The sequence below is a fragment of the Acidithiobacillus sp. AMEEHan genome, assembly GCF_030996345.1.
In the GTDB taxonomy this organism is placed as follows: domain Bacteria; phylum Pseudomonadota; class Gammaproteobacteria; order Acidithiobacillales; family Acidithiobacillaceae; genus Igneacidithiobacillus.
In genome coordinates this window covers 2,430,699-2,453,736 of sequence record NZ_CP118747.1, presented here as the reverse complement: position 1 = coordinate 2,453,736, position 23,038 = coordinate 2,430,699, and the positions used below count along the sequence as shown (strand labels likewise).

Genomic DNA, 23,038 nt, shown 5'->3' with positions numbered 1-23,038 from the left:
TCCAGCTGCGCATCAGAGTCAGCATCGCTCAGGTATTGGCGGCACTGACCAGAATTTCCGAGATTTCCCCGTCCCCATCGATCCGGACCTGCAGTTCTGCCGGGGCGCAACAGACCCGGCAGTCTTCGATGTAGCTTTGGTCTCCAGCGGATACATCAATTTCCACGCTGAACGACTCCCCGCAGTAAGGGCATTGAATCTCGATGTACTCCAGCGGATTCGCCAAAAAAGCTCCTATGCGTGTAGTTCACGCCGGATCGATGATGCTCGTCACGCGATTGAGAATTTCGCGCACGGTCTGTGGATCCAAGGTTTCGATATACTGGACATCCTTCGCGCGCGCGACGAGGTCGAAGCTACGCATCTGATTGCAGATGGCCACTCCGGTAGTGTCATGTCCCGTGATGGCCACGGTTAGGCCGTTTTGCCGTGCGTGATGTGCTCCACTACGAATTGGCACACAGGTGACCAGGCCTAAGCAATTGATTGCCTGCGGGGTGATGACAACGAAGTGATGCCGGTCGCGGATTTCACTCCCTGCCGTTGGGTTGGGATTGATCCAATAGATATCGCCGGGGGATGGGATCCGTCGGCGAATCAAATCAACTCTCTCCCAACCGGCGCCCCCTCCCTCGCCACGACGCTGTCTTGAGCCAGGGCCTGCATGTCTTCCTCGGTGACTCCGGCAAGCAGTTCGTCCAGGCTGTAGCGCCGTCGTTGAACGCGCGCCGGACGCAGAACGATGCATTCCTGAGATATGGCAATGCTGAACTCCGTGCCGATACCGGCATCCAACTGCCGCAGCACATCGGCCGGAAGGGTGACCACCGCCGCGCCTCCTTGCTTGCGAACTTTGGTAATCAGCATCCGGGAAAACCTCCAGGAAAGGGATCGATTCGATTCAGTGTAGAGTGGGTGAGACTTTTGTGCAATCTCGGGATACGCACTGGACAGCAGCCCGAGAGGCCAAAAAAAACGGGCCGGCCCGTAGGCCGACCCGTTTCTCGGGGCAAGGGACTTAGAAGTCGCCCATGCCACCCATGCCGCCCATACCACCCATGTCGGCACCAGCACCACCCTTGTCTTCCTTCTTGGGCAGTTCGGTGATCATCGCCTCGGTGGTGATCATCAGGCCAGCCACGCTGGAAGCCTTCTGCAGAGCCGTACGGGTGACCTTGGTGGGGTCGATGACGCCCATCTCGAACATGTCGCCGTACTCACCGGTCGCGGCATTGAAGCCGTGACCAGCCTTGCCCTCCAGTACCTTGTTGAGGACGACGCTGCCTTCGCCACCGGCGTTGGCAACGATCTGCCGCAAGGGCTCCTCGATGGCACGGCGGATGATGGCCACGCCCATCTCCTGGTCGTGGTTGTCGACCTTGAGCTTCTCCAGCACCTGACGGGAGTGGATGAGGGCCACACCGCCGCCGGGGACGATGCCTTCCTCGACCGCCGCACGGGTCGCGTGCAGGGCGTCTTCCACACGCGCCTTCTTTTCCTTCATTTCGATCTCGGAGCCAGCGCCGACCTTGATCACGGCCACGCCGCCCGCCAGCTTGGCAACCCGCTCCTGCAGCTTCTCGCGATCGTAGTCGGAAGTAGCTTCTTCCATCTGGCGACGGATCTGCTCCACCCGGGCCTTGATCTCTTTCTGCTGACCAGCGCCGTCGATGATGGTGGTGTTTTCCTTGCTGATGACCACCTTCTTGGCCTGGCCGAGATCGCTGAGGCTGGCGCCTTCGAGCTTCATGCCGATTTCCTCGGAGATGACGCGGCCACCGGTGAGGATCGCCATGTCTTCCAGCATCGCCTTGCGACGGTCACCAAAGCCGGGGGCCTTGACCGCAGCAACCTTGATGATGCCGCGCATGCTGTTGACCACCAGAGTCGCCAGGGCTTCGCCCTCGACATCTTCGGCAATGATCAGCAGCGGACGGCCACCCTTGGCCACGCCTTCCAGCACCGGCAGCATGTCGCGGATGTTGGAGATCTTCTTGTCGTGGAGAAGGATGTAGGGATTCTCCAGCTCGGCAATCATCTTGTCCTGGTTGTTGACGAAGTAGGGCGAGATGTAGCCGCGGTCGAACTGCATACCTTCGACCACATCCAGCTCGTTCTCGAAGCCGGAGCCTTCTTCGACGGTGATGACGCCTTCGTTACCAACCTTTTCCATGGCCTCGGCAATGATCTTGCCGATGGAGTCGTCGGAGTTGGCGGAAATGGTGCCCACCTGGGCCACTTCCTTCTGGGTCTTGCAGGGCTTGGACTGCTTCTTGAGGTCTTCGACCACGGCGATGACCGCCTTGTCGATGCCGCGCTTCAGATCCATGGGGTTCATGCCGGCGATGACGGACTTGATGCCCTCGCGGATGATGGCCTGGGCCAGCACGGTAGCGGTGGTGGTGCCGTCACCGGCCTCGTCGGAGGCCTGGGAAGCGACTTCCTTCACCATCTGCGCGCCCATGTTCTCGAACTTGTCGGCCAGCTCGATTTCCTTGGCAACGGACACGCCGTCCTTGGTGATGGTGGGGGCGCCGAAGGACTTGTCGAGCACCACATTGCGGCCCTTCGGGCCCAGGGTGACCTTGACCGCATCGGCCAGGACGTTGACACCGCGCAGCATCTTCTCGCGGGCGTGTTCAGCAAAAGCTACTTGTTTAGCAGGCATGGAATCACCTCATCAAAATTGCGTTGAATGAACGTATCCGAAAATTCGAGACTTACTTCTCGATGACCGCCATGATGTCGTCTTCCCGCATCACCAGCAGTTCCTCGCCTTCGACCTTGATTTCCGTACCGGCGTACTTGGCGAAGAGAACATGGTCACCAGCCTTGACATCGAGGCTACGCACCTTGCCATCTTCCATAATCTTGCCTTTGCCCACGGAAACCACTTCGCCACGCACGGGCTTTTCCTTGGCGGTATCGGGAATGATGATGCCCCCGGCGGTTTTCTGCTCTTCCTCCAGGCGACGGATGACAACGCGATCGTGCAACGGACGCAGTTTCATAGAAGCTTTCCTCATCGAAATTGGACCAAAGTTTGAGAACCAACGAGGGCGGGTGTTAGCACTCACCCTCGACGAGTGCTAATCATAGACATCCGTTGGCGAGTGTCAAGGGGGTGTCGCAGACGGGCGCGCGGCGGGCGAAATTGATGCCGTCGTGTCTAAGGGCCAAGGGTGGTCGGCTTGGCGTCAGGCGGAGAAAACAGCCTGATGAACATCCATCCTTTTGTGCAGAACGCGGACCACCTGAATTTCCTCGTCGGAGATAACGTCGTAAAAAACCACATGGCTCTGGAAAGGGTGCTTGCGCAAGCCCGGTTCGATATAATCGCAAGCGATTCCGAGTGCTGGAGAATCAGCCAGCCTTTGCAATGCGTCATGCAAGCCCTTCAAGTAGTGCCGGCGTTGCGCGCGCCCCCAGCGCTCTTCCGTGTAGCGAGCAATGCCACGCAAATCATTTTTGGCTGCATGGGTCAGGGAAAATGTGCCCATCAACGCAATTCGTTATCGAGTTCATCCATAAAACTCTCATAGCTGTACTCAGCAGTTCCACTGGCTCGGCCTTCCGCAATCAACTGGCGCAATACTTCCAGTTTCTGCTCCTCGTTCTCGAGCAGGCGCAAGCCTGCCCGCACTACTTCCGTAGCGGAGCTGTAGCGTCCCTTGGAAAGTTGGGCGGCGATAAACTGGTCGAAGTGGTCTCCCAAGCTCACACTGGTGTTCTTGGCCATCGGCGCAACCCTCAAAAAATACCAATAACTGGTAAATGTGGCGGAAAACGCCTAAGCAGTCAATCCGGCCGACGCATAACTCTGCACAGCCTTTTGTGCATGGCGGCCTTGTGTCGTGCAAGCGCCGCAATCCGCTGTGGGCGGCAAGTCTGGATCACAGGACGGGATCACAAGGCGGGTAAAATCGATGTCGTGGTGTTTCAGGAGTCCAGGGCGCGGAGCTTGGCGAGGGCGACGGGATGGCCGGCCATGGCTGCCTTCCCCAGCCATTCGATGCCGTGGGCGACATTGACCTCGGTGCCGAGCCCTTCCAGATAGCCGGTGGCCAACCACTCCATGGCGTCGGCGTGTCCCTTCTTGGCGGCCATCTCCAGCCAGCGGATGGCAATGTCCGGCTGCCCGGCTTCCAGAAAGATCAGGGCCACGGTGTGGAAACCGGCGGCCTTGCCTTCCATGGCATTCCGCAGGGCGGCTTCCAGTTCGGCGGAGAGCGGCAGGCTGAGATGCGCTTCCAGATCCGGCAGGGCCAGCAAAAAGCTGCCTTTGCCGTCTGCTCCGGACTGCCGCGGGGTCAGTATGCCGTCGTCCACCCAGCGATAGATCGTTTTGGTGGTTTTTCCCGTCAGCAGGCTTGCCAGCATTACCGAAATCTCCAAGGACATCGCCGTACTCCTCGCAACCTCCGCGCGTGCGACAGCAAAAGGATGCGCTACCCATAGCGGCCTGTCTATGGGTGGAGAGGCGAATGTCACAGAAAAAACGGTGACATTTTCGCGGAATTTCCTGCTTGCTCCCGCATGTCACAAGAAATCCTGTGACATTTTTGCCGGGTTTCCGGCGCGGCCCCGGATGTCAGGCGAAAAGCTGGGACATGGGCGATGGGGCAGGCGGTTTATCGGTAGGTGAGTATCTGCTGAATTGTGCAACTACCCAATAAAATTAGGAGGTTACGTGCACGAGAATATATTGGCACGAGCCTTGCATAACTGTCCTGAACTCGCAAGGGGCGAGTCTAGATTCACTTCTCTGCAGGAGGAAGTACCCCATGAGCATGAAAGTACAGCAAGCGAAGCGGGCCGCGGAGGCCGGTTTCACCCTCATCGAGCTGATGATCGTCATTGCCATCATCGGCATTCTGGCCGCCATCGCCATTCCCCAGTATGAGCAGTACATTGAGACTTCCAAGGCAACGACCGTAACACAAGATTTCCACCAATTTGTGACGCAAAGCACTGCCGCTGTAGCTGCGGCGTCGGCTGGGCAAACCACGAGTGTTGCAATACCCAATATCAATGTTCAGGGGTGTGTGAGTTTTGCTCCAACGGGCTATGGAACGGGTGGAGGCACCCCGCCCACTGGCTACGCATATTACACCGTTGCGCCGAATTTGTCATCCAACCTAACTCTCAAAATGGACTGGAGTACCTGCACTTCGGGTGGGTTGAAGAATGCTATTACTTCAGCGCTCACAGCTCAGGGCATTTCGGCAAGTAGCAATACGATCACTGCAACGATTACTCCTGACGGTGCAGTAACTTACAGCTAATAGAAAACGGTCTCATCCTTATGGCACCTCTTCGGGGTGCCCCTTTCGGACAGTGCTCTGGATGCTCCAGAGCCCTTTCGGAAAGGTCGAGACATGGATGGAAAATGTTTGGGCGCTGAGTCGCAACTGTGTGGCTCGGCCCTGGAGGAAGGCTTTACCTTGATTGAGCTCATGATCGTGATTGCGATCATCGGCATTCTCGCCGCCATCGCCCTTCCCCAGTATTTCCAGTACATCGAAACCGCCAAGGCGCAGACCGTGGCAGGCAATTTCAAACTGGCGGTGGATGCCGTAGCCAATGCCTATGCCGCGACCAGCAATGCGGTCTCGACCAATCTCTACGACACCCTCAACGGCCAGGCGGCCCACGACGTGGCAGACCCCGTCTATGGCCAGGGTACGCCGGCCTTCGTTACCGGTGGTACGGCCTCGGCGTGCGGGCAAGTCCAGATCAGCGCCAGCACCATCAGCGCCGGTGGGCCGTCACCCACCACCGTCAAAGTCATCACCAGCGGCTGTGCCGGCAATCTGGGCACCTCCATCGCCCGCGCCTGCAGTGCCGCCGGCTTTCCCAGCGCCGCTACCGCCTCGGGCGTCATCATTACCCAAAACGGCGGGATTACCCCCTAGCCGTACACGCAACCAGGAGAGTGAAAGATGAACGTTCAGGAACGCATCCAGCAACTGCAATCTCGCCGCCATCGCCTGCTTGACCGTCGCGCCGAGCGCGGCGCCCCCATCGCCAGCCTCGACCTGGAGCTGAATGTGGTGCGCAGCGAGCTCATCGCCCTGTACGAGATGCAGCGCGAGCGGCGCATCGCCCCGCGGCTGGCGAGCTAGTCGGGCCGCAGTGCCGCCGTGAGTAGCGACGACGCCCCCCGGAGTTCCCCTGGCCGCAGCTTCTGGCAGCGCCTGGGGCGCCCGCCGCAAGCCGACCAGACGGTGCGCGAGCAGCAGCAGTTGCTCGCTTGGCGCGGGGCCTTGTCGGCGGTATTGGTGCCGGCGGCGGAGGAACGGCAGGTGCTGCAGCGCTTTTGTGAGATCACCGTGCAACAGGGCGTGGCGGACCTGGCGGCATTGCTGCGCCCCGGCCCTCAGTCGATGCTCCAGCCGGTGGCCCTGAGTGGTCCGCGCGCTTTCGTCAGTGATATCTGCTGTACACCGAGTGCCGCCATCAGCGATACCCAGGGTCCACTGGGGAGGGCTTGGCGTGAGGGGCGCGCCTGGTACTCGGAGGAGCGCCCCTCGGCCGCGGCCTTGGTGGAGTGGAATGCACAGGCGGCGCGGCGCGGGCTGCGCGCCTCGGCCATCCTGCCGGTGTTGCGGCGCCGGCGGGTCTGGGCCCTGCTGCTGCTGGCGCGGGAGCGGCAAAGCGACTGGGCGAGCGACAGCCAGATGCTCCTCGAATCCACGGCGCAGTTGCTGGGCGATGTCCTCGAAGACCTCGCCAAACAGCAGTTGCAGCTCATTCTCGGCTCGGGCCTGCGCGCCGCCCTGGACAGTGTGGTGCTCACCGACACGCACCGGCGGGTGCTCTATGTCAATCAGAGCTTCACCCTGATGACGGGCTACAAGGAAGAAGAGATCTGCCACAAGGGGCTGAAGATCCTGCAAGGCCCGGAGACCAGTCTGGCGGATCTGGCGAGCCTCGACATGGCCTTGCGCGATGGCGTTGCGTGGTCTGGCAAGCTGCTGAATTACCAGCGGAATGGGCAGACGTTCTGGAATCACGTGAGTATCGTCCCGGTTCGCAACACCGCCGAGGAGTTGACCCATTTTCTGGGCATTTTGCGCGACGTGAGCCGCGAGCATTCGCTCTTGGGGCAACTGGAGTACGAGGCCCGCCACGACCGCCTGACCGGGCTGGCCAACCGCCGCGCCCTAGACGACGAACTGGAGCTGGCCCTGGCGCGGGTGCAGCGCAATCGCTCCAGCCTTACCGTCTGCCTGATCGATCTGGATTCCTTCAAGCCCATCAATGACCGCTACGGCCACGACGCGGGTGATCATGTGCTGCAGGTGGTGGCTCGCAGGCTGCGCGAGGGCCTGCGGCGCACCGATTATGTGGCGCGTTTGGGTGGCGATGAATTCGTCATCCTGCTGGAGGGCTACCGCACCCTCAACGAACTGACCCTACTGCTGGCCAAGCTGGAGCCCCTGGTCAACGCGCCCATTCTGCTCCCCAACGGGCAAGAGGTTTCGGTGCAACTGAGCATGGGTGTCTGCCGCTATCCCGAGGACGGGGAGATCGATGTCGGCCGCCTGTTGCGCTATGCCGATCTGGCGCTCTATCAGGCCAAGGCGAACCGGCAGCAGCGCGTCCAGTACTGGGTGTTTCACCACGAGCGGATACTGGCACGGCAAAGCGCGGGCAGATGAGCTCGGCAAAGCTGCCGATTCCCTGTTGCTCTCTATTTTTCGTTAGAATGATGGCTCATCCTCTGATGCAAGGATTTCCGCCGTATGTCTGATGCCTCTGACGATTCCCCCGGCGATTTCCCCGGCGCTCGTTTCTGGCGTCTGTTGGGGCGTAGCGGGCAGGCGGAGAGTAATATCCGTCGTCAGCAGCAGCTGCTTGCCTGGCGTGAGGCCATTGGCGCCATCCTCGTGCCGCGGCGCAGCGAAGGGGAGCTGATGCAGCGCTTCTGTGACAGCGTGCTGCACAATCAGGTCGCCTCCTTTGCCGCCATTCTCCTGCCCGACGCCGACGGTATCCTGCAGCCGGTGGCCTTGGCGGGTTCCCGCCCGATCCTGGAGGGGGTGCGCTGCTCGATCCATGCCGATCTGCCCGAAGGTCAGGGCCCGCTGGGTCTGGCCTGGCGTGAAGAACGTTCCTTTTACTCTTCTCGCCTGCACAATGGGCCCAGCCTGCGCGCCTGGACCGATCGCTTGCAACGTCTGGGGGTTTCCTCTACCGCAGTGCTGCCGCTCGCGCGCCAGCAAGAGATGTGGGGGCTGTTGCTGCTGTTGCGGCACAGTGGCGCTGCCTGGCCGGGGGACGAACAGATGTTGCTGGAGTCCACCGTGCGGGTGCTGTCGGAAACCCTGGAAGACGTGGCGATCTATGATCTGCAGGCCACCCTGGGTGCCGGTCTGCGCTCGGCCTTCGACGCGGTGGTGCTGACCGATGCCAAAAAGCGCATCCTTTATGTCAACCAGAGTTTCACCCTGATGACCGGATACCGCCTGGAGGAAGTCAAGGAACAGGGGTTGCGCGTGTTGCAGGGGCCGCACACCAGCATGCAGGAACTGGCGGCGCTCGATCATGCCCTGGCGGAGGAATCGCCCTGGGAAGGCAAACTCCTCAACTACCGGCGCGATGGCACGGAATTCTGGAACCACATCAGCATCATCCCGGTGCGCGATGGCTCGGGGGTATTGACGCGTTTTCTCGGAATTCTGCGCGATATCAGTCGCGAACAGCAACTTTTTGAGCAGATGGATTACGAATCGCGCCATGATCGTCTGACCGGGCTGGCCAATCGCCGCGCCCTGGATGACGAACTGGAGTTGGCCGTGGCCCGGGCACAGCGTAATGGCTCCACCCTGGCGGTGTGCATGATCGATCTCGATCATTTCAAACCGATCAACGACCTCTACGGCCATGCGGCCGGTGATCAGGTGCTGAAGGTGATCAGTCGTCGTCTGCGCGACAGCCTGCGACGTACTGACTACGTGGCGCGCCTGGGGGTGATGAGTTTGTCGTGCTGATCGAGGGCTACCGCAATCTCGACGAACTGGAGCTGGTGCTGGTGAAGATCGAGGCAGGAGTCAATGCGCCCGTCCAGCTGGCCGATGGCAGGGAGGTGGCGGTGCGCCTGAGCATGGGGATTTGCCGGGTGCCGGATGATGGCGTGCAGGATGCGGGAAATCTGTTACGCTACGCGGACCAGGCCCTCTATCGAGCCAAGGCGATCCGCGATGAGCGCAGCCACTATTGGGTGTTCCATCAAGACTCGCGCTTGGATTTGCGACCCGAACGCCGTGCGGGCCTGTTCGCCAAGCCGGAGGAAGAAGGATGAGCACCACCCATACCGATGTCACCCTGGACCGCACGCCGCTGGTTTCCTTGCTGCCTTTGCGCAAGGGGATGAACATTGCGGATTATCATCTGCTTTTGGTAGGAGAGTTTGACCGGAGCATGGTCGAATTCGTGCCCGACAGTCTGTGTCAGGCCGGTGCCGATAGCAGCGCGGTCATCTTTGCTGCCGATCCACAAGACCCGGGGCACAGCTTCTCGTTTATCGGTTGCGATGCGCACGGCCTGCAGTTTCGGGCGCAAGGGAACGCGGTATGGGGCAACTACCGAAAGGTGTTGGTATTCATCGAGACGGCCGGTGGCATTTATTCTTTTTTCAGCGACTTGGATGGAGTTGACTCGGCAGGGGTCTACCACTTCCGTCGCCCGGCCTTACTCTACCAACGCAAAACCCGCCTGCGCCGGCGCCTGCATCTGGATGGTCAGATCCTGTTGCGGCGGCGCAGCGGCGAGAGTATCACCGGGGCTTTGCATGACCTGAGTTTGGATGGTGCCAGCTTTTTCCTGGCCAATTGTCCAGTGGACCCCGGCGAATCGGCGCTGGTGGAGTTTGATGTGGTCGACTGCGGGCACTGCGAAACAGTGGTGACGACCGTGCGGCGCGAGGCCCGCTCTGCCACCCTCGGGGATCTGGTGGGGGTACGACTGCTGCTGACGAAGGCGCAGAGAAAGCAGGTTGAGCACCTGTACCTGTGTCTGGAATACCCGCAGTTACGCCACTGGCACCTGGACAATCCGGCTGACGCCGTCTAATTGCCCCGGACAAGAGAAACCGGGTAAGCGGGGAGACAGCTATGGCAACCGCCGTGAAGGGTCAGCAACGGCAAACGGAAAAGGTCAACCTGACCGATTTCGTTTGGGAAGCCAAGACTGCGGATGGGCGCACGCGGCAAAAGGGCGAGATGACGGCGGCCTCGGCCAATGTGGTCAAGGCCAGCCTGCGCCGGGCGGGGCTCACCCCCATCGTGGTCAAGAAGGCGCCCAAACCGCTCCTCGGCGGGGAGGGGGTCAAGGAAACCAGCCTGGTAGTCATGGTGCGTCAGCTCTCCACCATGATCAATGCGGGTGTGCCCCTGGTACAGAGTTTCGAGCTGCTGGTCTCGGCCACTTCCCAGCCCGGTATGCGCAAGTTGTTGAAAGGCATTCTGCGCCATCTGAACGAGGGCGAATCCCTGTCGCAGTCTCTGGCGCACTACCCCAAATACTTTGATCGCCTATTCGTTTCGCTGGTAGCGGCGGGCGAGCAGGGCGGTATTCTCGACACCATCCTGCTGCGTCTGGCGGACTACCGCGAGAGGAGTCTGGCCCTGACCAAAAAGGTCAAGTCGGCCATGTTCTACCCGGCAGCGATCATTACCGTCATGATCGTCGTGGTAGTGATTCTGATGATCTTCGTGATTCCCGTATTCGCCAACCTGTTCAGCAGCTTTGGCGCTACCCTGCCGCTGCTGACCCAGGTGGTCATCAATATTTCCAACTGGATGCGCGGACACTGGTACATCGTGGTGGTAACGCCCATCGCAGCGGTGTTTCTGTTTCGCTATGCCTACCGGCGCAGCGACAAATTCAAGGTGGTTGTTGACCGCTATTCCCTGAAAATTCCGGTCTTGGGCGATATTTTGCTGAAGGGCGCCGTGGCCCGCTTCAATCGTACGCTTTCGACCATGCAGTCCGCCGGCGTGCCCATCCTCGATGCCCTGGATACCCTTTCCCGGGTGTCCAATAACGCCATCATCGAAAGGAGCGTGCTCAATGCCCGTGCCGATGTTGCCGCAGGCGGGCGCATCTCTACCAAGCTCAAGGAAGACGGCGTGTTTCCGCTGATGGCCACCCAGATGCTCGCCATTGGTGAAGAGACCGGCGCCGTCGAGGTGATGTCGGGCAAGGTCGCCGATTTCTATGAAAACGAGGTCAACGAGGCGGTCAACCGCATGTCCACCCTCATGGAGCCGATCATCATGGTCATTCTGGGTATCGTGGTGGGTACTCTGGTGGTGGCCATGTATATGCCGATCTTCAAGATGGGCGCGGTCGTGACCCACGGCGGCTAAGGGCGATAGATTTCCCACCTGCGCTGCTACCGGGTTGGCTGCTTCGCGCCTGCCGGCGCTGTTGGCCGTGGCCCTTCCTCAGGGCGTCTGCCGCGGCCAGGGGCCGGTGTACCACGGTGGAATTTGCGGCAGCCCGTTGTTCACCGTTGGCGGTTGTGGTGGTCGTGGCGGTCGTGGCGGTCGTGGCGGTCGTGGCGGTCGTGGCCGATACGGTTGCCGCGGGGGGTAGGGTGAGTAGGGGTAGGGCGGATAGAGAAAGAGGGACGGGCCGCGGTCCTCATGGATGATTTGCGGCTGCCGTTGGCCGAGATAATTTTCCAGAGCACGTAACAGGTTGAGTTTGGCGGCAAGCTCTTCATCCCGGGCAATTTTCTGCTGCGCTTGCTGTGGTTCCCGCTGCGGTGGTTTCGCGACCGGCGCTGGTGGGGTAGCCGGGGTCGGGCTTTGCTCGCCGATTTTTTGCACATCCCTGGCGTCCTTGGGGGGCTGGTTGCCAAAGCTGACCACGCCCTCGGGAGAGACCCAGCGGTAAATGGGCAATGCGAGCGCCCGGGGCGCCAGGGCTGACATCGCCAGCCAGCAGGCACCCACAAGGACGAGATATCTGGACAAACCCCCGGTTTTACCCATCGTTACGCTCATCTGCGCCTGACACTGGCTACCATAAACCTTTTCCCGCAGGGAGCCCAAATCATTTCTCCAGGTTCCATTGTCGGACCCCTTCGGCAAGGGACCAGTCACGCCATTCCTCGGGGCTCGCCCCGCGCAATTCCGCGGGAGTGTCCCAACCCATCGCCTGCAGGCTTTGTTCCCAGATGATCCGCGCATCAAAGGCAGCGGCCCCGTCACTTTTGGAGAGTTTTTTGCCGTTTTGATCGTAGACTAAGGGTAGGTGTCCGTATTGGGCGGAGGGAAGCCCGAGTTGCCGTTGTAGGTACTGCTGTAGAGGGGTGATGGCCGCCAGGTCGGCGCCGCGAATGATCTCGGTAATCCCCTGTTCGGCATCGTCCACCACGCAGCAGAGCAGATAGGCAAAGGGTCCATCGGCACGCAACAGAACCGGGGGATGCTTGGGAAAACTGGGCTCCTGGCGTCCCAAGTAGCGATCGTACCATGTAGTGTGGGGCAGTCCACGGAGATCGAGGCGCCAGGCTCGCGGTCTGCGCGGCGGCCGGCCGCGACAGGTACAGGACCGTTGGACGAGGCTTTGTCGGGTACAGTCGCAGGGGTAGGCAAGCTCTTGCTCTTGCAGGTGTCGCAGTGCCGCGGCGTATTGCTCCAGATGCTGCGACTGATAGCGAATGGGGCCGTCCCACGCCAATCCCAAGGAGTCCAGTTGCCGCAGGATCTGCTCGGGGGCCTCGGGCCGGCAACGGGCGCCGTCGATGTCGTCGATACGCAGCAGCCAGCGACCACCCTGGGTCTTGGCGCTCAGGTAACTGCCAATGGCCGCCAGTGCCGAGCCCGCATGCAAGGGTCCGCTGGGGCTCGGCGCAAAGCGGCCGGTAATGACTTGCGCCGAACGAATCGGTAGATTGTTGCAGGAATCCGTAGGCATCGTTGCAAAATGCGAAAGAGGAAGCAGCCGTTCATGCCAGCATACCCTGTCTGCAGCGAAACGCTGAATCTATGCTTTGGAGGTACCTGAATGCCCTCCGCGGAGTTTGCCCTGATTGCCGAACTGCGCGATGCCCTGGGCCAGGGGCGGGCTGGGGATGGTACCCTGATCGGCATTGGCGATGACGCGGCGGTGCTCGATTGCGGCGGACGGGCGCTGGTCGCCTGTACCGATACCTTGGTGGCGGGACGGCATTTCTTTGCCGATGTGAACGCCGCGGATCTGGCCTGGAAGGCGTTGGCAGTCAACCTCAGTGACCTCGCAGCCATGGGTGCCGAACCGCGCTGGGCCTTGCTCAATCTGGCCTTGCCTGTTGGCGTGGCAGGGACGGAGTGGCGTGCCGATTTCATACGTGGTTGGCAGGCTCTGGCATCTTCCTGGGCGCTGCGTCTGGTGGGGGGCGATACAGTGTCCACCGCTGGGCCGCTGACCGTGACAGTGAGCGCCCTGGGACTGCTGGAGGGGCCGGCCTTGCAGCGCAATGCAGCACAGATGGGCGACGACATCTACGTCACGGGCACCCTGGGCGATGCGGCACTGGCCCTGGAGCGCGCCTTTGCCGCGCGCCGGGGAGAGGAGAACGCGCTCCTGGTGGGGGACGACTGGCTGGAGCAGCGACGCTTGCGTCCTACGCCCCGCCTGGCCTTTGCGCAGGCGGCGCAGCAGTTGGGTGCCCGTTGCGCGCAGGATGTCTCGGATGGCTTTCTGGCCGATCTGCGTCACATATTGTCTGCCTCGCGGGTAGGCGCACGGATCGATGCCGATCAGTTGCCCCTGAGCCCGCCACTGGCCGGCTGGGTGGCGGGGGATTGGGAGCGACTGTCGCGCAGCGCCCTGACCGGTGGCGACGATTATGAGTTGATCCTCTGCGCGCCGCCCTCCCTGGCCGTCGCGCTGCAGGACGTGGCGCGGCGTACGGCGACGCCTCTATGCCGGGTGGGGAGGATTCTACCGGTAGAGGCGGGCGTACGACTCTTCTGGCAGGACGAAGAGCGGCCGCTGCCGGCACGATGGGGGCATGAGCATGAACTCTGAATTCCCGATTTATCTTCCTCTGCGTCCCGCTGCCTTGCCGCTGGCGCAGCGGGTGGCGACGTGGATCGAATGGGCCGGGCAGCCGGTGCGGCTGTCGCTGTGCCGCGAGCTGCCGCTCCACTCTGTACAGGGCGTAGCCTTGGGAGACTTTGCCAATGCCGCTGCCTGGCAATCTGCCGGGGGAATTCTTCTCGACCCCCTCGACTGGTCGCGGCTTGCAGAATACCTTTGTCGCCATTGGTTCCTCACAGCAATGCCACGCACCCGCTTTGGCGTGACGCCGGTGGACGCGCCCTTGCCCGGAGAAATCTGGTCTGGCGGCGGGGACGGGATGGCGCTGGATCTGGCGCCGCCGGAGTGGGCCTTGTTGCGTTGGGCCGAGAGCCGCGGCTGGCAGCTGGCGACCGCCGAATCCTGCACCGCTGGTGGAATTGCCGCGCGCATCGCCGCCTTGCCGGGGTCGTCGGCCGTGCTGCGCCAGGGTTTTGTGGTATACAGCAATGCCGCCAAGGAGGAGATGCTGGGGGTGGCGGGCAAGACGCTGCAGGTGCACGGTGCCGTGTCTGAGGAGGTGGTAGGAGAGATGCTCGATGGCGCCCTGCGTCACGCCGACCTTGCGATTGCGGTCAGCGGCATTGCCGGCCCCGGCGGCGCAGTGCCCGGGAAGCCCGTCGGCACCGTTTGCCTGGGCTGGGCAAGCCGCAACCAGCGTGAGCTGCGCACCCTGTGCTTCGCCGGGGATCGTTGGGCCGTGCAATATGCTGCCGGTTCGGTCGCCATCGGCGGTCTGCTGGGCTTGCTGACAGAGAGTGAGCATCCCAAGATTGGTCTGTACGAATCCCTCGGGTAGAATGCCCGGGTGTCCACATGAGGAGATGGCAAGATGGATGATCAACGGAGCAAGGCGCTGGCTGCGGCCCTGTCGCAAATCGACCGCCAGTTTGGCAAGGGTGCCATCATGCGCCTGGGTGAGCAGAGCGCCATCAAGGACATTGCCGTCTATTCCACGGGTTCCCTGGGGCTGGATCTGGCCTTGGGGGTCGGTGGACTGCCGCGCGGGCGCATCGTCGAGATCTATGGGCCGGAATCCTCCGGCAAAACGACCCTGACGCTGCACGCCATCGCCAGTTGTCAAGCCGCCGGCGGTACGGCGGCCTTCATCGACGCCGAACATGCCCTGGATCCCACTTACGCGCAGAAGCTCGGGGTGGATCTCGAAAATCTCCTCATCTCGCAGCCGGATACCGGCGAACAGGCACTGGAAATTGCCGATATGCTGGTGCGCTCCGGTGCCGTCGATCTCATCGTCGTGGATTCCGTGGCCGCCCTGACGCCCAAAGCGGAAATTGAGGGCGAGATGGGCGATTCGCATGTGGGTCTGCAGGCGCGGCTGATGAGTCAGGCCCTGCGCAAGCTCACTGCCAACATCTCGCGTACCAATACCCTGGTCATTTTCATCAATCAGATTCGTATGAAAATCGGCGTCATGTACGGCAGCCCGGAAACCACCACCGGCGGCAACGCCCTCAAGTTTTACGCCTCCGTGCGCTTGGATATCCGCCGTATCGGCGCGATCAAGAAGGGCGACGAAGTCCTTGGCAACGATACCCGGGTGAAGGTGGTCAAGAACAAGGTGGCCCCACCGTTCCGCGAGGCGGAGTTCGCCATCTATTACGGCGAGGGAATTTCGCGTCTGTCGGAGCTGGTCGATCTGGGGGTCAAGTTCGACATTCTGGAAAAGAGCGGGGCCTGGTACAGTTACGGCAGCGAGCGGATCGGGCAAGGTAAGGACAATGCCCGTCAGTATCTGAAAGAGCATCCGGAAGTGGCGAAGGCCATTGAGGACAAGGTGCGCGCCGCGGCCCTGGGCCACCCGCTGGCCTTTGCCGAAGAGGTGCCGGGGCTGGCCGAAGCCGAAGGGTGAGCGACGGGGAAGCGGCCATCGAGGCCGTGGCCCTGCGCCTCTTAGCGCGGCGGGAATATGCCCGCGCCGAATTGCGATCTCGCCTCTTGCGGCAGACTGGCTTCGCTGCCGAGGCGGTGGACGCGGTCCTTGCGAGTTTAGTAGAGCGCGGATATTTGAGCGACGCCCGCTACCGCGAGGCGCGGATGCGCAGTCGAGCGGCGCGTGGGCAGGGCCCCATGCGGGTGCTGCAGGACTGGCGTGCGAGTGGCGCAGGCGAGGACCGCGTCTTGCTGGCCGAGGTGGATTGGCTGGCGCGGGCGCGGCAGGTGTTGCAGAAGCGTTTTGGCGAGCAGGCGCCCAGCGACGCCAGGGAGTGGGTACGCCGGGCGCGATTTTTACAGGGTCGCGGCTTTCCCCCCGACCTGATTCGTAAGGCTTTGGCCCAAGAGGATTTGTTTGCGGATGGGGAGTGAGCCCCGCCGAGTATCGTTCAGGGAGTCACATGAAGTCAGCAGCCATCCGTAGCGCCTTTTTGCAGTTTTTTGCCAGCCAAGGGCATCAGGTCGTCCCCAGCAGTCCTCTGGTGCCGCGTAATGACCCGACGCTACTCTTCACCAACGCCGGCATGGTGCAGTTCAAGGATACCTTTCTTGGGCTGGAGCAGCGCCCTTATACTCGGGCAGTCTCCACCCAGCGCTGCATGCGTGCTGGCGGCAAGCACAACGATCTCGAAAACGTTGGCTATACGGCGCGTCACCATACTTTCTTCGAGATGCTCGGCAATTTCTCTTTTGGTGATTACTTCAAGCGGGAAGCCATCCAGTTCGCTTGGCGTTTTCTCACCCAAACCCTGGGCCTGCCGGCCGAGAAGCTCTGGGTGACGGTTCACGACAAGGACGACGAAGCGGCCGAGATCTGGCTGAACGAGATGAAGATCGACGCTGCGCGCTTCTCCCGCTGCGGCGACAAGGACAACTTCTGGAGTATGGGCGATACCGGCCCCTGCGGTCCCTGTTCGGAGATCTTCTACGATCACGGTCCGGCAATCCCCGGCGGCCCGCCCGGAAGCCCGGAGGCCGACGGTGACCGCTACATCGAGATCTGGAATCTGGTCTTCATGCAGTACGACCGGGACAGCTCGGGCAAGCTCACGCCCTTGCCCAAACCTTCGGTCGACACCGGCATGGGTCTGGAGCGTCTGGCGGCGGTCCTGCAGGGTGTGCACAATAACTACGACACCGATATCTTTCAGGTACTGATCGCGGCAGCGGCGGAGCTGGCCGCCACGCCCTATGGCAGCAGTGCCGAAGGCGACACCAGTCTGCGGGTCCTGGCAGATCATATCCGTGCCTGCAGCTTCCTGATCACCGATGGTGTCATGCCGAGTAACGAAGGTCGCGGTTATGTGCTGCGGCGGATCATCCGCCGTGCGGTGCGGCATGGGCGCAAGCTTGGCATCGAGGACGCATTTTTCTACCGTCTGGTGGCGCCGCTGGTTGCCAGCATGGGCGACGCCTACCCGGAGCTGCGCCAGGCACAACACGAGGTCGAGCGGCAGCTGCATCGCGAGGAAGAAAAATTCCGCGAGACCTTGCAGCGCGGGCTGGATCTGCTCGACGAGGCCATTGCCAAGCTGCCGGTGGGGGCACCCATCCCCGGTGAAGTCATCTTCCGCCTGTCCGATACCTACGGCTTTCCGGTCGATCTGACGGCGGATATCGCCCGTGAGCGTGGGCTGGAGATGGACATGGCGGGCTTTGATGCGGCGCTGGCGGAGCAGCGCGAACGCTCCCGTGCGGCGTGGTCCGGCAGCGGCGCGGTGAAGGCGGAAAAGATCTATCACGATCTCGCCATGCAACTGCCGTCCACCGAATTTCTCGGCTATGGCGGTTGCGACGGCGCCGGGAAGGTGCTCGCAATGGTCCGGGATGGCGCCTGCGTCGATAGCTTGCAGGCGGGCGAGTCCGCCGCGATCATCCTCGATCAGACGCCTTTCTATGGCGAATCGGGCGGGCAGGCGGGTGACTGCGGCAAGCTCTTCCACGGTCAGGAAGTCCTGTTTTCCGTGACCGACACGCAAAAGCCGGTACCCAGCCAGCACGTGCATATCGGCACCCTGGAACGTGGCAGCATCCGCGTCGGTGAGATTCTGCAGGCAGCGGTCGATCCCGTTGCCCGTGCCGCCACTGCCGCCCACCACTCGGCGACGCACCTTCTGCATGCCGTGTTACGTCGCCGTCTGGGCAGCCACGTGCAGCAAAAGGGATCGTTGGTGAATGCCGAGCGTCTGCGCTTCGACTTCAGCCATCCGGAGCCCCTGGGGTCGGCGGAACTACAGGCCATCGAGCGCGAGGTGAACGCTGCGATTCGTGCCAATGTGCAGGCCGAAACGCGAGTATTGCCCCTCGCTGAGGCGCAAGCCCTGGGTGCCATGGCCCTCTTTGGGGAAAAATATGGCGAGGAAGTTCGCGTGGTGCTGATGGGGGAGCACTCGCTGGAGTTTTGTGGTGGCACCCATGTCGCTGCCCTGGGGGAGATCGGCTTCTTCAAGATCCTGAGCGAGTCCGCCGTTGCGGCGGGGATTCGCCGTATCGAAGCGGTAGCCGGGGAAGCCGCCTTACGCAGTGTGCAACAGGATGAGGAACGCCTACGTGGGGCGGCGGCGTTGCTCAAAGCCGCGCCTGCGGAGCTGGATCAGCGGCTCGCCCAGACCCTGGAGCGCCTGCGGCAACTGGAGAAGGAGCTGGAGCGCAGCAAGCGGGAATTGGCCGCCACCGCAGGTGCCGATCTGGCCGCGCGGGTAGAGCGCATTCGGGATGTGCCGGTCCTGTTGCAACGCCTGGATGGGATGGATGCGAAGGCCTTACGCGAGGTGCTCGATCGTCTCCGTTCGGAAATCAGCTCCGGCATCATCGTGCTGGCTGGTGTGGCGGACGAGAAGGTCTCTCTTCTGGCCGCAGTCAGCAAGGACCTGCACGGCAAGGTCCATGCCGGTGAGCTGGTGAATGTGCTTGCGAAACCGCTGGGAGGTAAAGGTGGCGGACGACCGGACATGGCGCAGGCGGGCGCCGCGCAAGCGGAAGGGCTGGACGCGGCGATGGCCGAGGCAAGAACCTGGTTGAACGAGAAGATGGCTTCTTGAGGAAGTGACTTCTGTTAGGGGCGGCCAGGCTCTTGGTCGCCCGGCCCATGATCTCCGTGTCCATGATCTCCGCGACCTGGGTTGCCATGGTCGGGGCCATGTTCATATCGTGGACCTGGTTGCGGGTGATAGGGACCCTGTTCCGGTCCGTGTGGCCGGTACTGCTGGGGGATGGGCGGCTGGGGCCTAGCCTGTGGCCGGAAATGCCGCCAATGCGGGTCGCGCGCGCGGTAGTGGGCCTCGTTCTGTACCCGCTGCCAATCGCCAGGATGCCAGCGCTGCAATCCCGGGGGCGGCGCCGCAACGGGGCGCCACGGCCCACGATAGGCTGGACCTGCCCACCAACGATTGCCGTAAAAATAGTAGTAGCTGGAGCCACTGTAGAAAATGGGCTGGGAGCTGCCGTAGGCCGCATAGACGCCCAGACTGGGTAGCCACACCATCAGCGGCGGAGTGGCGACGACCGCAGGCGGGTAGTACGCCGGCGTGCCGATGTTCAGTTGCAGATCGATGGGGTTGGCCATCGCCGCGCTACTCAAGCCCAGAGCTGCAATACCCAATAGGCCATTTCTTAGGGAAATTCTCTTCTGCTTTTTCATGATGCTCTCTCCAGTTGCGTCCCACTCGTAGTCAAGCGCTGCTACTCTGCGCTATTCTCCAGCCAGACTCTACCGGCCAGCTTACGACTTTGCGGCGGAAAGGTGCGAATGCAAAAGTGTGAGAAATCATGAATTGTCCCGTAACGCCTGATGATCGATACGGCTGAGCTGGAGCAGCTGCTACTTGCTGTTGCGCGTGGCGATCAGCAGGCTTTCCAGCGTTTTTACCGGGAGACGTCCGCGCATCTCTACCCTGTCGCTTTGCGTATTTTAAGAGAAGATGGCCGAGCGGCAGACTGTTTGCAGGATGCCTTCCTCAAGATCTGGCTCAAGGCATCCGAATACCGCGCCGGGCGCTCTCCCATGGCCTGGGCGGCGGCCATCGTGCGCTACCAGGCGATCGATCTGTTGCGACGCATGCCCAAGGACGAGCCTGGCTGGGAAGAGCCTGACTGGGAGCGGGAAGAATGGGGAGCCGTGCACAATGAGGCCGCATTGTATCCTGCCGAGCGCAAGCGCATGGAGGATTGTTTGCAGAAGATGACGGCGGAGCAACGTCAGGCCGTCGTGCAAGCCTTTTATCGTGCCGCGAGCTACGAAGAGGTGGCCAAGCACTTCGGAGCGGCTCTGGGGACGGTGAAGAGCTGGATTCGCAGGGGGTTATTGTTTTTGCGGGACTGTTTGCAGCATGAATCTACGTAACCATGCACAGCTTGCCGAGCAACTGGCGGCGCTGTATGTGATCGGCAGCCTGCGGGGAAGGGCGCGACTCCGCTTTGCGCGCCTCGTGCAGCAGGATGTCGTCCTTGCGCAGATGGTGGAGCGCTGGGAGGATCTGCTCTTGCCTGCATTGCTTCCTGCGCGCCCGCAGCCGGCGCCAGAGCGGGTGTGGCAGGGAATTCGCGCGCAGTTGCCTAGACCGACCGACGCCTGGTCTGGATCGTCGCATTTGCCCTGGTGGCGCCGCCTTGGCCTATGGCAAGGCCTGAGTGGGGCGCTGGCGATAGTGCTGGTGATCACCTGGTTGTGGCCCAGTGCGCCACAAATGCCCATGCTGGCAGTCGTCAACAATGGCCAGGGACAGGCAACCTGGGTGTTCCACGCGAGTGCGCATCACATGCGCTTGGTCACTCTGCGAAACACCCAGATTCCCCCGGACAAATCCATGCAGCTGTGGGCCATCGTGCCCGGTAAGAAACCCGTCTCGATGGGCCTGTTGCCGATGCGCGCCGGGCAGACGCCGGTGCTGCCGGTGCCGGACCATATGAACCTTTCCCATGCCCGCCTGTTGGCAGTGACCATGGAGCCCGCTGGCGGTTCTCCTACCGGGCAACCCACCGGACCCATTCTGCTCCAGGCGACGCTGATCCGCGGTTAGGATGCATCCGCAGGGCCGCGCCGTGCGTACTAGACTGTGATGACACGATTCATCACTCTTTTTTCGTCACAGGCAGGAGAATATCATGCAGAAAAATGAGCAAGACGGCGCAAATCGTCGGGATTTTCTGAAAAAAAGTGCCCTTTTTGGTTTGGGCTTGGCCGCCGCCGGAAATCTGGTTTTGCCAGCTACGGCGCGGGCCGCTGGGATGTCTGCGAACAGTGAAAGCCACGATCTGGGTATCCTCAATTTTGCCTTGAATGCCGAACATCAGGCGATTGCGGCGTACCAGGTGGGTGCCGACAGTAAGCTGCTGAAGCCAGGTCCACTCAAACTGGCCCTGGAATTCCAGAAGGATCATGAAGCGCATGCGGACGTACTCGCTGAGACGATCCGGAAGATGGGTGGTAAGCCAGTCGCGGCAAAGCTACCGCTTACCGCTCCCATGGGTGATTTGGCCAAGGCGTGGGGTTTCCCTGTCGACAAGTTGAAGGATCAGGCCGATGTGCTGCATTTTGCCGCAGGCTTGGAAATCGGCGCCGCCAAAGCGTATTTGGGGGCGGTGAAACAGTTCAGCAATCCCGAGCTGGCCCACGCCGCAGCCAACATCGAAGGTGACGAGGCGATGCATTTTGCCACCCTACGCTACGCTCTGGGGATGAATCCGGTGCCCGCTGCGTTTATCTCGGCCATGCCGAATGACTGAAGTAGCGTGGTGAAAAAGAGGCGCTGCGGCGCCTCTTTTGTTGTCCGGGGCCCACGCTACCCGGGAAAATGAGCGGATTTGCGCAGGGTTAGCCCAGCGGATGCCGCAATCGTCGCGCATAGGAGTATCACTAGGGCCATGGGCAGGGCGCTGGGGATGTCGATCAAGCCGACGCCCATGGCAGCGACGGCAGCGCTGGCGAATTGCAGGCTGCCAAGCAGGGCGGAAGCGGTGCCCGCCTGTTTTCCTTGCTCTTGCATGGCCAAGGCGCTGCTGTTCGGGGAAACCAGACCAATCGAGGCGACATAGAAGAACAGCGGCACGATGAGGCCTGCAAGGCCCGTTTGTGGTAGGAGACTGGCAAAAAGCAGGAACACTGCGGCGCCGAATTGAATGAATAGGGTCGTCCGTAACAAAGAACGCGAAGAATAACGTCGGTGCAGAAAGCGATTGAACTGCGAGAGAAGGATCAGGCCCAGGGCATTGAAGCCAAAGATCCAACCAAAATCATGCGCTGGCACTTTGTGTAACTCGATGAATACGAAAGGGGAACCGGCGATGTAGGCAAACATGCCGGAAAAACTCGCGGCGAGAATGATGGCGTAGGGACGAAAGCGCGGATCACGAAGCAGGGTCCAGAAGCGCGCGACAATGGCATACAGGTGGAGCGAATGCGCGGGATCTCCGCGATGGCCGGCAGGCAGGAGCAGGGCGCTGGCCAGCAGGCTCAGGAGCCCGAGGACCGCCAGCAGGACGAAGATTGCTTGCCAGCCAGACCAGAGGAGCAGATAGCCGCCAAGGAGGGGTGCAAAAATGGGAGCCACCCCCATGACCAGAATCATCCGTGCAAAGACGTGGCTGGCGTCCTGCGGCGGGAAGAGATCGCGTACCAATGCGCGGCCAATGACCGGCCCTGAGCACGCCCCGATGCCCTGCAGCAGGCGAAAGAACGCCAACCAGGCGGCGCTGGGAGCAAAAGCGCAGGCAATGGAAGCGGCCATATAGAGCGCCAGCGCGAGTAGCAGAGGAGGGCGGCGGCCGAAACGATCGCTGATGGGACCGAGGATCGCTTGGCCCCCAGAAAATCCGAGAAAAAAAGCGGCTAGGGTAAGCTGAATGGCAAGTTGGTTGACCTGAAAATGCTGTTGTAGTGTCGGCAAACTGGGCAGGTACATGTCGATGGAAAGCGCGCCGAAGGCGCTGAGGCTGCCGAGAAGAAATACACTGCGCCGCGGGTGAAAGTTTTCCGTCACAGCTTTGCTCCCAGTAGGAAAGGGCG

At 61.6% G+C, this 23,038-nt stretch carries 26 protein-coding genes and 1 pseudogene; 15 read left to right on the top strand and 12 right to left on the bottom strand.

The window, feature by feature from the left end; all coding sequences use genetic code 11:
* Positions 1-28 precede the first annotated feature (28 nt).
* The 8 genes from ORD17_RS12465 to ORD17_RS12430 all read right to left on the bottom strand — a co-directional run bounded on the left by ORD17_RS12465 (position 29) and on the right by ORD17_RS12430 (position 4,401).
* Positions 29-226 carry a CPXCG motif-containing cysteine-rich protein gene (locus ORD17_RS12465; RefSeq protein WP_308388806.1) on the bottom strand — a complete coding sequence of 66 codons (198 nt, stop codon included), beginning with the start codon at positions 224-226 and terminating at the stop codon, positions 29-31.
* Positions 227-247: 21 nt separating this feature from the next.
* A complete protein-coding gene (locus tag ORD17_RS12460; RefSeq protein WP_308388805.1) occupies positions 248-601 on the bottom strand; it encodes a type II toxin-antitoxin system PemK/MazF family toxin in 354 nt (117 codons plus the stop codon).
* Complete coding sequence (locus ORD17_RS12455; protein WP_308388804.1) at positions 598-867, bottom strand: AbrB family transcriptional regulator; 270 nt, start codon at positions 865-867, stop codon at positions 598-600. Before ORD17_RS12455 ends, ORD17_RS12460 begins: the two co-directional genes overlap by 4 nt.
* 151 nt (positions 868-1,018) lie before the next feature.
* The gene (gene groL, locus ORD17_RS12450; RefSeq protein WP_308388803.1) at positions 1,019-2,668 is read right to left on the bottom strand and encodes a chaperonin GroEL; all 1,650 of its coding nucleotides are present in this window, start codon (positions 2,666-2,668) and stop codon (positions 1,019-1,021) included.
* 52 nt (positions 2,669-2,720) lie between these two features.
* The gene (groES, locus tag ORD17_RS12445; protein WP_308388802.1) at positions 2,721-3,011 is read right to left on the bottom strand and encodes a co-chaperone GroES; all 291 of its coding nucleotides are present in this window, start codon (positions 3,009-3,011) and stop codon (positions 2,721-2,723) included.
* Positions 3,012-3,197: 186 nt separating this feature from the next.
* Positions 3,198-3,500, bottom strand: coding sequence for a type II toxin-antitoxin system RelE/ParE family toxin (locus ORD17_RS12440; protein ID WP_308388801.1), 303 nt, complete (start codon positions 3,498-3,500; stop codon positions 3,198-3,200).
* Positions 3,500-3,739 carry a type II toxin-antitoxin system ParD family antitoxin gene (locus tag ORD17_RS12435; protein WP_308388800.1) on the bottom strand — a complete coding sequence of 80 codons (240 nt, stop codon included), beginning with the start codon at positions 3,737-3,739 and terminating at the stop codon, positions 3,500-3,502. Before ORD17_RS12435 ends, ORD17_RS12440 begins: the two co-directional genes overlap by 1 nt.
* A 200-nt stretch (positions 3,740-3,939) precedes the next feature.
* Complete coding sequence (locus ORD17_RS12430) at positions 3,940-4,401, bottom strand: sel1 repeat family protein (RefSeq protein WP_308388799.1); 462 nt, start codon at positions 4,399-4,401, stop codon at positions 3,940-3,942.
* Between the two features lie 383 nt (positions 4,402-4,784).
* On the opposite strand from ORD17_RS12430, the gene ORD17_RS12425 reads away from it, so the two are divergent.
* The 7 genes and pseudogenes from ORD17_RS12425 (at position 4,785) to ORD17_RS12390 (ending at position 11,375) form a co-directional block, all read left to right on the top strand.
* Positions 4,785-5,285, top strand: coding sequence for a prepilin-type N-terminal cleavage/methylation domain-containing protein (locus ORD17_RS12425; RefSeq protein ID WP_308388798.1), 501 nt, complete (start codon positions 4,785-4,787; stop codon positions 5,283-5,285).
* A gap of 93 nt (positions 5,286-5,378) precedes the next feature.
* Positions 5,379-5,915 (top strand): prepilin-type N-terminal cleavage/methylation domain-containing protein, encoded by a 537-nt coding sequence (locus ORD17_RS12420; protein ID WP_308388797.1) that lies wholly within the window; start codon positions 5,379-5,381, stop codon positions 5,913-5,915.
* A gap of 27 nt (positions 5,916-5,942) precedes the next feature.
* On the top strand, positions 5,943-6,125 hold the full coding sequence (locus ORD17_RS12415; RefSeq protein ID WP_308388653.1) for a hypothetical protein: 183 nt from the start codon (positions 5,943-5,945) through the stop codon (positions 6,123-6,125).
* A gap of 18 nt (positions 6,126-6,143) precedes the next feature.
* Entirely contained in the window at positions 6,144-7,664 is a 1,521-nt protein-coding gene (locus tag ORD17_RS12410) for a diguanylate cyclase (protein ID WP_308388796.1), read from the top strand.
* Positions 7,665-7,748: 84 nt separating this feature from the next.
* Positions 7,749-9,307, top strand: a pseudogene (locus ORD17_RS12405) (diguanylate cyclase domain-containing protein).
* Complete coding sequence (locus tag ORD17_RS12395; protein ID WP_308388793.1) at positions 9,304-10,077, top strand: PilZ domain-containing protein; 774 nt, start codon at positions 9,304-9,306, stop codon at positions 10,075-10,077. Before ORD17_RS12405 ends, ORD17_RS12395 begins: the two are co-directional and overlap by 4 nt.
* 41 nt (positions 10,078-10,118) lie before the next feature.
* On the top strand, positions 10,119-11,375 hold the full coding sequence (locus ORD17_RS12390) for a type II secretion system F family protein (RefSeq protein WP_308388792.1): 1,257 nt from the start codon (positions 10,119-10,121) through the stop codon (positions 11,373-11,375).
* A 78-nt stretch (positions 11,376-11,453) separates the two neighbouring features.
* Here ORD17_RS12390 and ORD17_RS12385 read toward each other — a convergent pair whose 3' ends face one another.
* Together ORD17_RS12385 and gluQRS are read right to left on the bottom strand one after the other, a co-directional pair.
* The gene (locus ORD17_RS12385) at positions 11,454-12,065 is read right to left on the bottom strand and encodes a DUF4124 domain-containing protein (RefSeq protein ID WP_308388791.1); all 612 of its coding nucleotides are present in this window, start codon (positions 12,063-12,065) and stop codon (positions 11,454-11,456) included.
* A gap of 1 nt (position 12,066) precedes the next feature.
* Entirely contained in the window at positions 12,067-12,933 is an 867-nt protein-coding gene (gluQRS, locus tag ORD17_RS12380) for a tRNA glutamyl-Q(34) synthetase GluQRS (RefSeq protein ID WP_308388790.1), read from the bottom strand.
* 90 nt (positions 12,934-13,023) lie between these two features.
* Between gluQRS and thiL the strand changes: the two genes are divergently transcribed.
* The 5 genes from thiL to alaS are packed head-to-tail and all read left to right on the top strand — an operon-like array spanning position 13,024 to position 19,076.
* Complete coding sequence (gene thiL / locus ORD17_RS12375; protein WP_308388789.1) at positions 13,024-14,028, top strand: thiamine-phosphate kinase; 1,005 nt, start codon at positions 13,024-13,026, stop codon at positions 14,026-14,028.
* Complete coding sequence (locus tag ORD17_RS12370; RefSeq protein WP_308388788.1) at positions 14,018-14,878, top strand: CinA family protein; 861 nt, start codon at positions 14,018-14,020, stop codon at positions 14,876-14,878. The genes thiL and ORD17_RS12370 overlap by 11 nt, the downstream gene beginning before the upstream one ends.
* A 33-nt stretch (positions 14,879-14,911) precedes the next feature.
* Complete coding sequence (recA, locus tag ORD17_RS12365) at positions 14,912-15,952, top strand: recombinase RecA (RefSeq protein ID WP_308388787.1); 1,041 nt, start codon at positions 14,912-14,914, stop codon at positions 15,950-15,952.
* Positions 15,949-16,407: a regulatory protein RecX gene (locus ORD17_RS12360; RefSeq protein WP_308388786.1), complete on the top strand. Its 459-nt coding sequence runs from the start codon at positions 15,949-15,951 to the stop codon at positions 16,405-16,407. The genes recA and ORD17_RS12360 overlap by 4 nt, the downstream gene beginning before the upstream one ends.
* 29 nt (positions 16,408-16,436) lie before the next feature.
* Entirely contained in the window at positions 16,437-19,076 is a 2,640-nt protein-coding gene (gene alaS / locus ORD17_RS12355) for an alanine--tRNA ligase (protein ID WP_308388785.1), read from the top strand.
* A gap of 14 nt (positions 19,077-19,090) precedes the next feature.
* Here the strand turns inward: alaS and ORD17_RS12350 are convergent, their stop codons facing one another.
* Positions 19,091-19,675, bottom strand: coding sequence for a hypothetical protein (locus tag ORD17_RS12350; RefSeq protein ID WP_308388784.1), 585 nt, complete (start codon positions 19,673-19,675; stop codon positions 19,091-19,093).
* A 150-nt stretch (positions 19,676-19,825) separates the two neighbouring features.
* Between ORD17_RS12350 and ORD17_RS12345 the strand changes: the two genes are divergently transcribed.
* The 3 genes from ORD17_RS12345 to ORD17_RS12335 all read left to right on the top strand — a co-directional run bounded on the left by ORD17_RS12345 (position 19,826) and on the right by ORD17_RS12335 (position 21,759).
* Positions 19,826-20,377: a sigma-70 family RNA polymerase sigma factor gene (locus ORD17_RS12345; protein ID WP_308388783.1), complete on the top strand. Its 552-nt coding sequence runs from the start codon at positions 19,826-19,828 to the stop codon at positions 20,375-20,377.
* The gene (locus ORD17_RS12340; protein WP_308388782.1) at positions 20,364-21,053 is read left to right on the top strand and encodes an anti-sigma factor domain-containing protein; all 690 of its coding nucleotides are present in this window, start codon (positions 20,364-20,366) and stop codon (positions 21,051-21,053) included. The genes ORD17_RS12345 and ORD17_RS12340 overlap by 14 nt, the downstream gene beginning before the upstream one ends.
* An 85-nt stretch (positions 21,054-21,138) precedes the next feature.
* The gene (locus ORD17_RS12335) at positions 21,139-21,759 is read left to right on the top strand and encodes a ferritin-like domain-containing protein (RefSeq protein WP_308388781.1); all 621 of its coding nucleotides are present in this window, start codon (positions 21,139-21,141) and stop codon (positions 21,757-21,759) included.
* 56 nt (positions 21,760-21,815) lie between these two features.
* On the opposite strand, the gene ORD17_RS12330 is transcribed toward ORD17_RS12335, so the two are convergent.
* Positions 21,816-23,012 (bottom strand): Bcr/CflA family multidrug efflux MFS transporter, encoded by a 1,197-nt coding sequence (locus ORD17_RS12330; protein WP_308388780.1) that lies wholly within the window; start codon positions 23,010-23,012, stop codon positions 21,816-21,818.
* Positions 23,013-23,038: the final 26 nt, after the last annotated feature.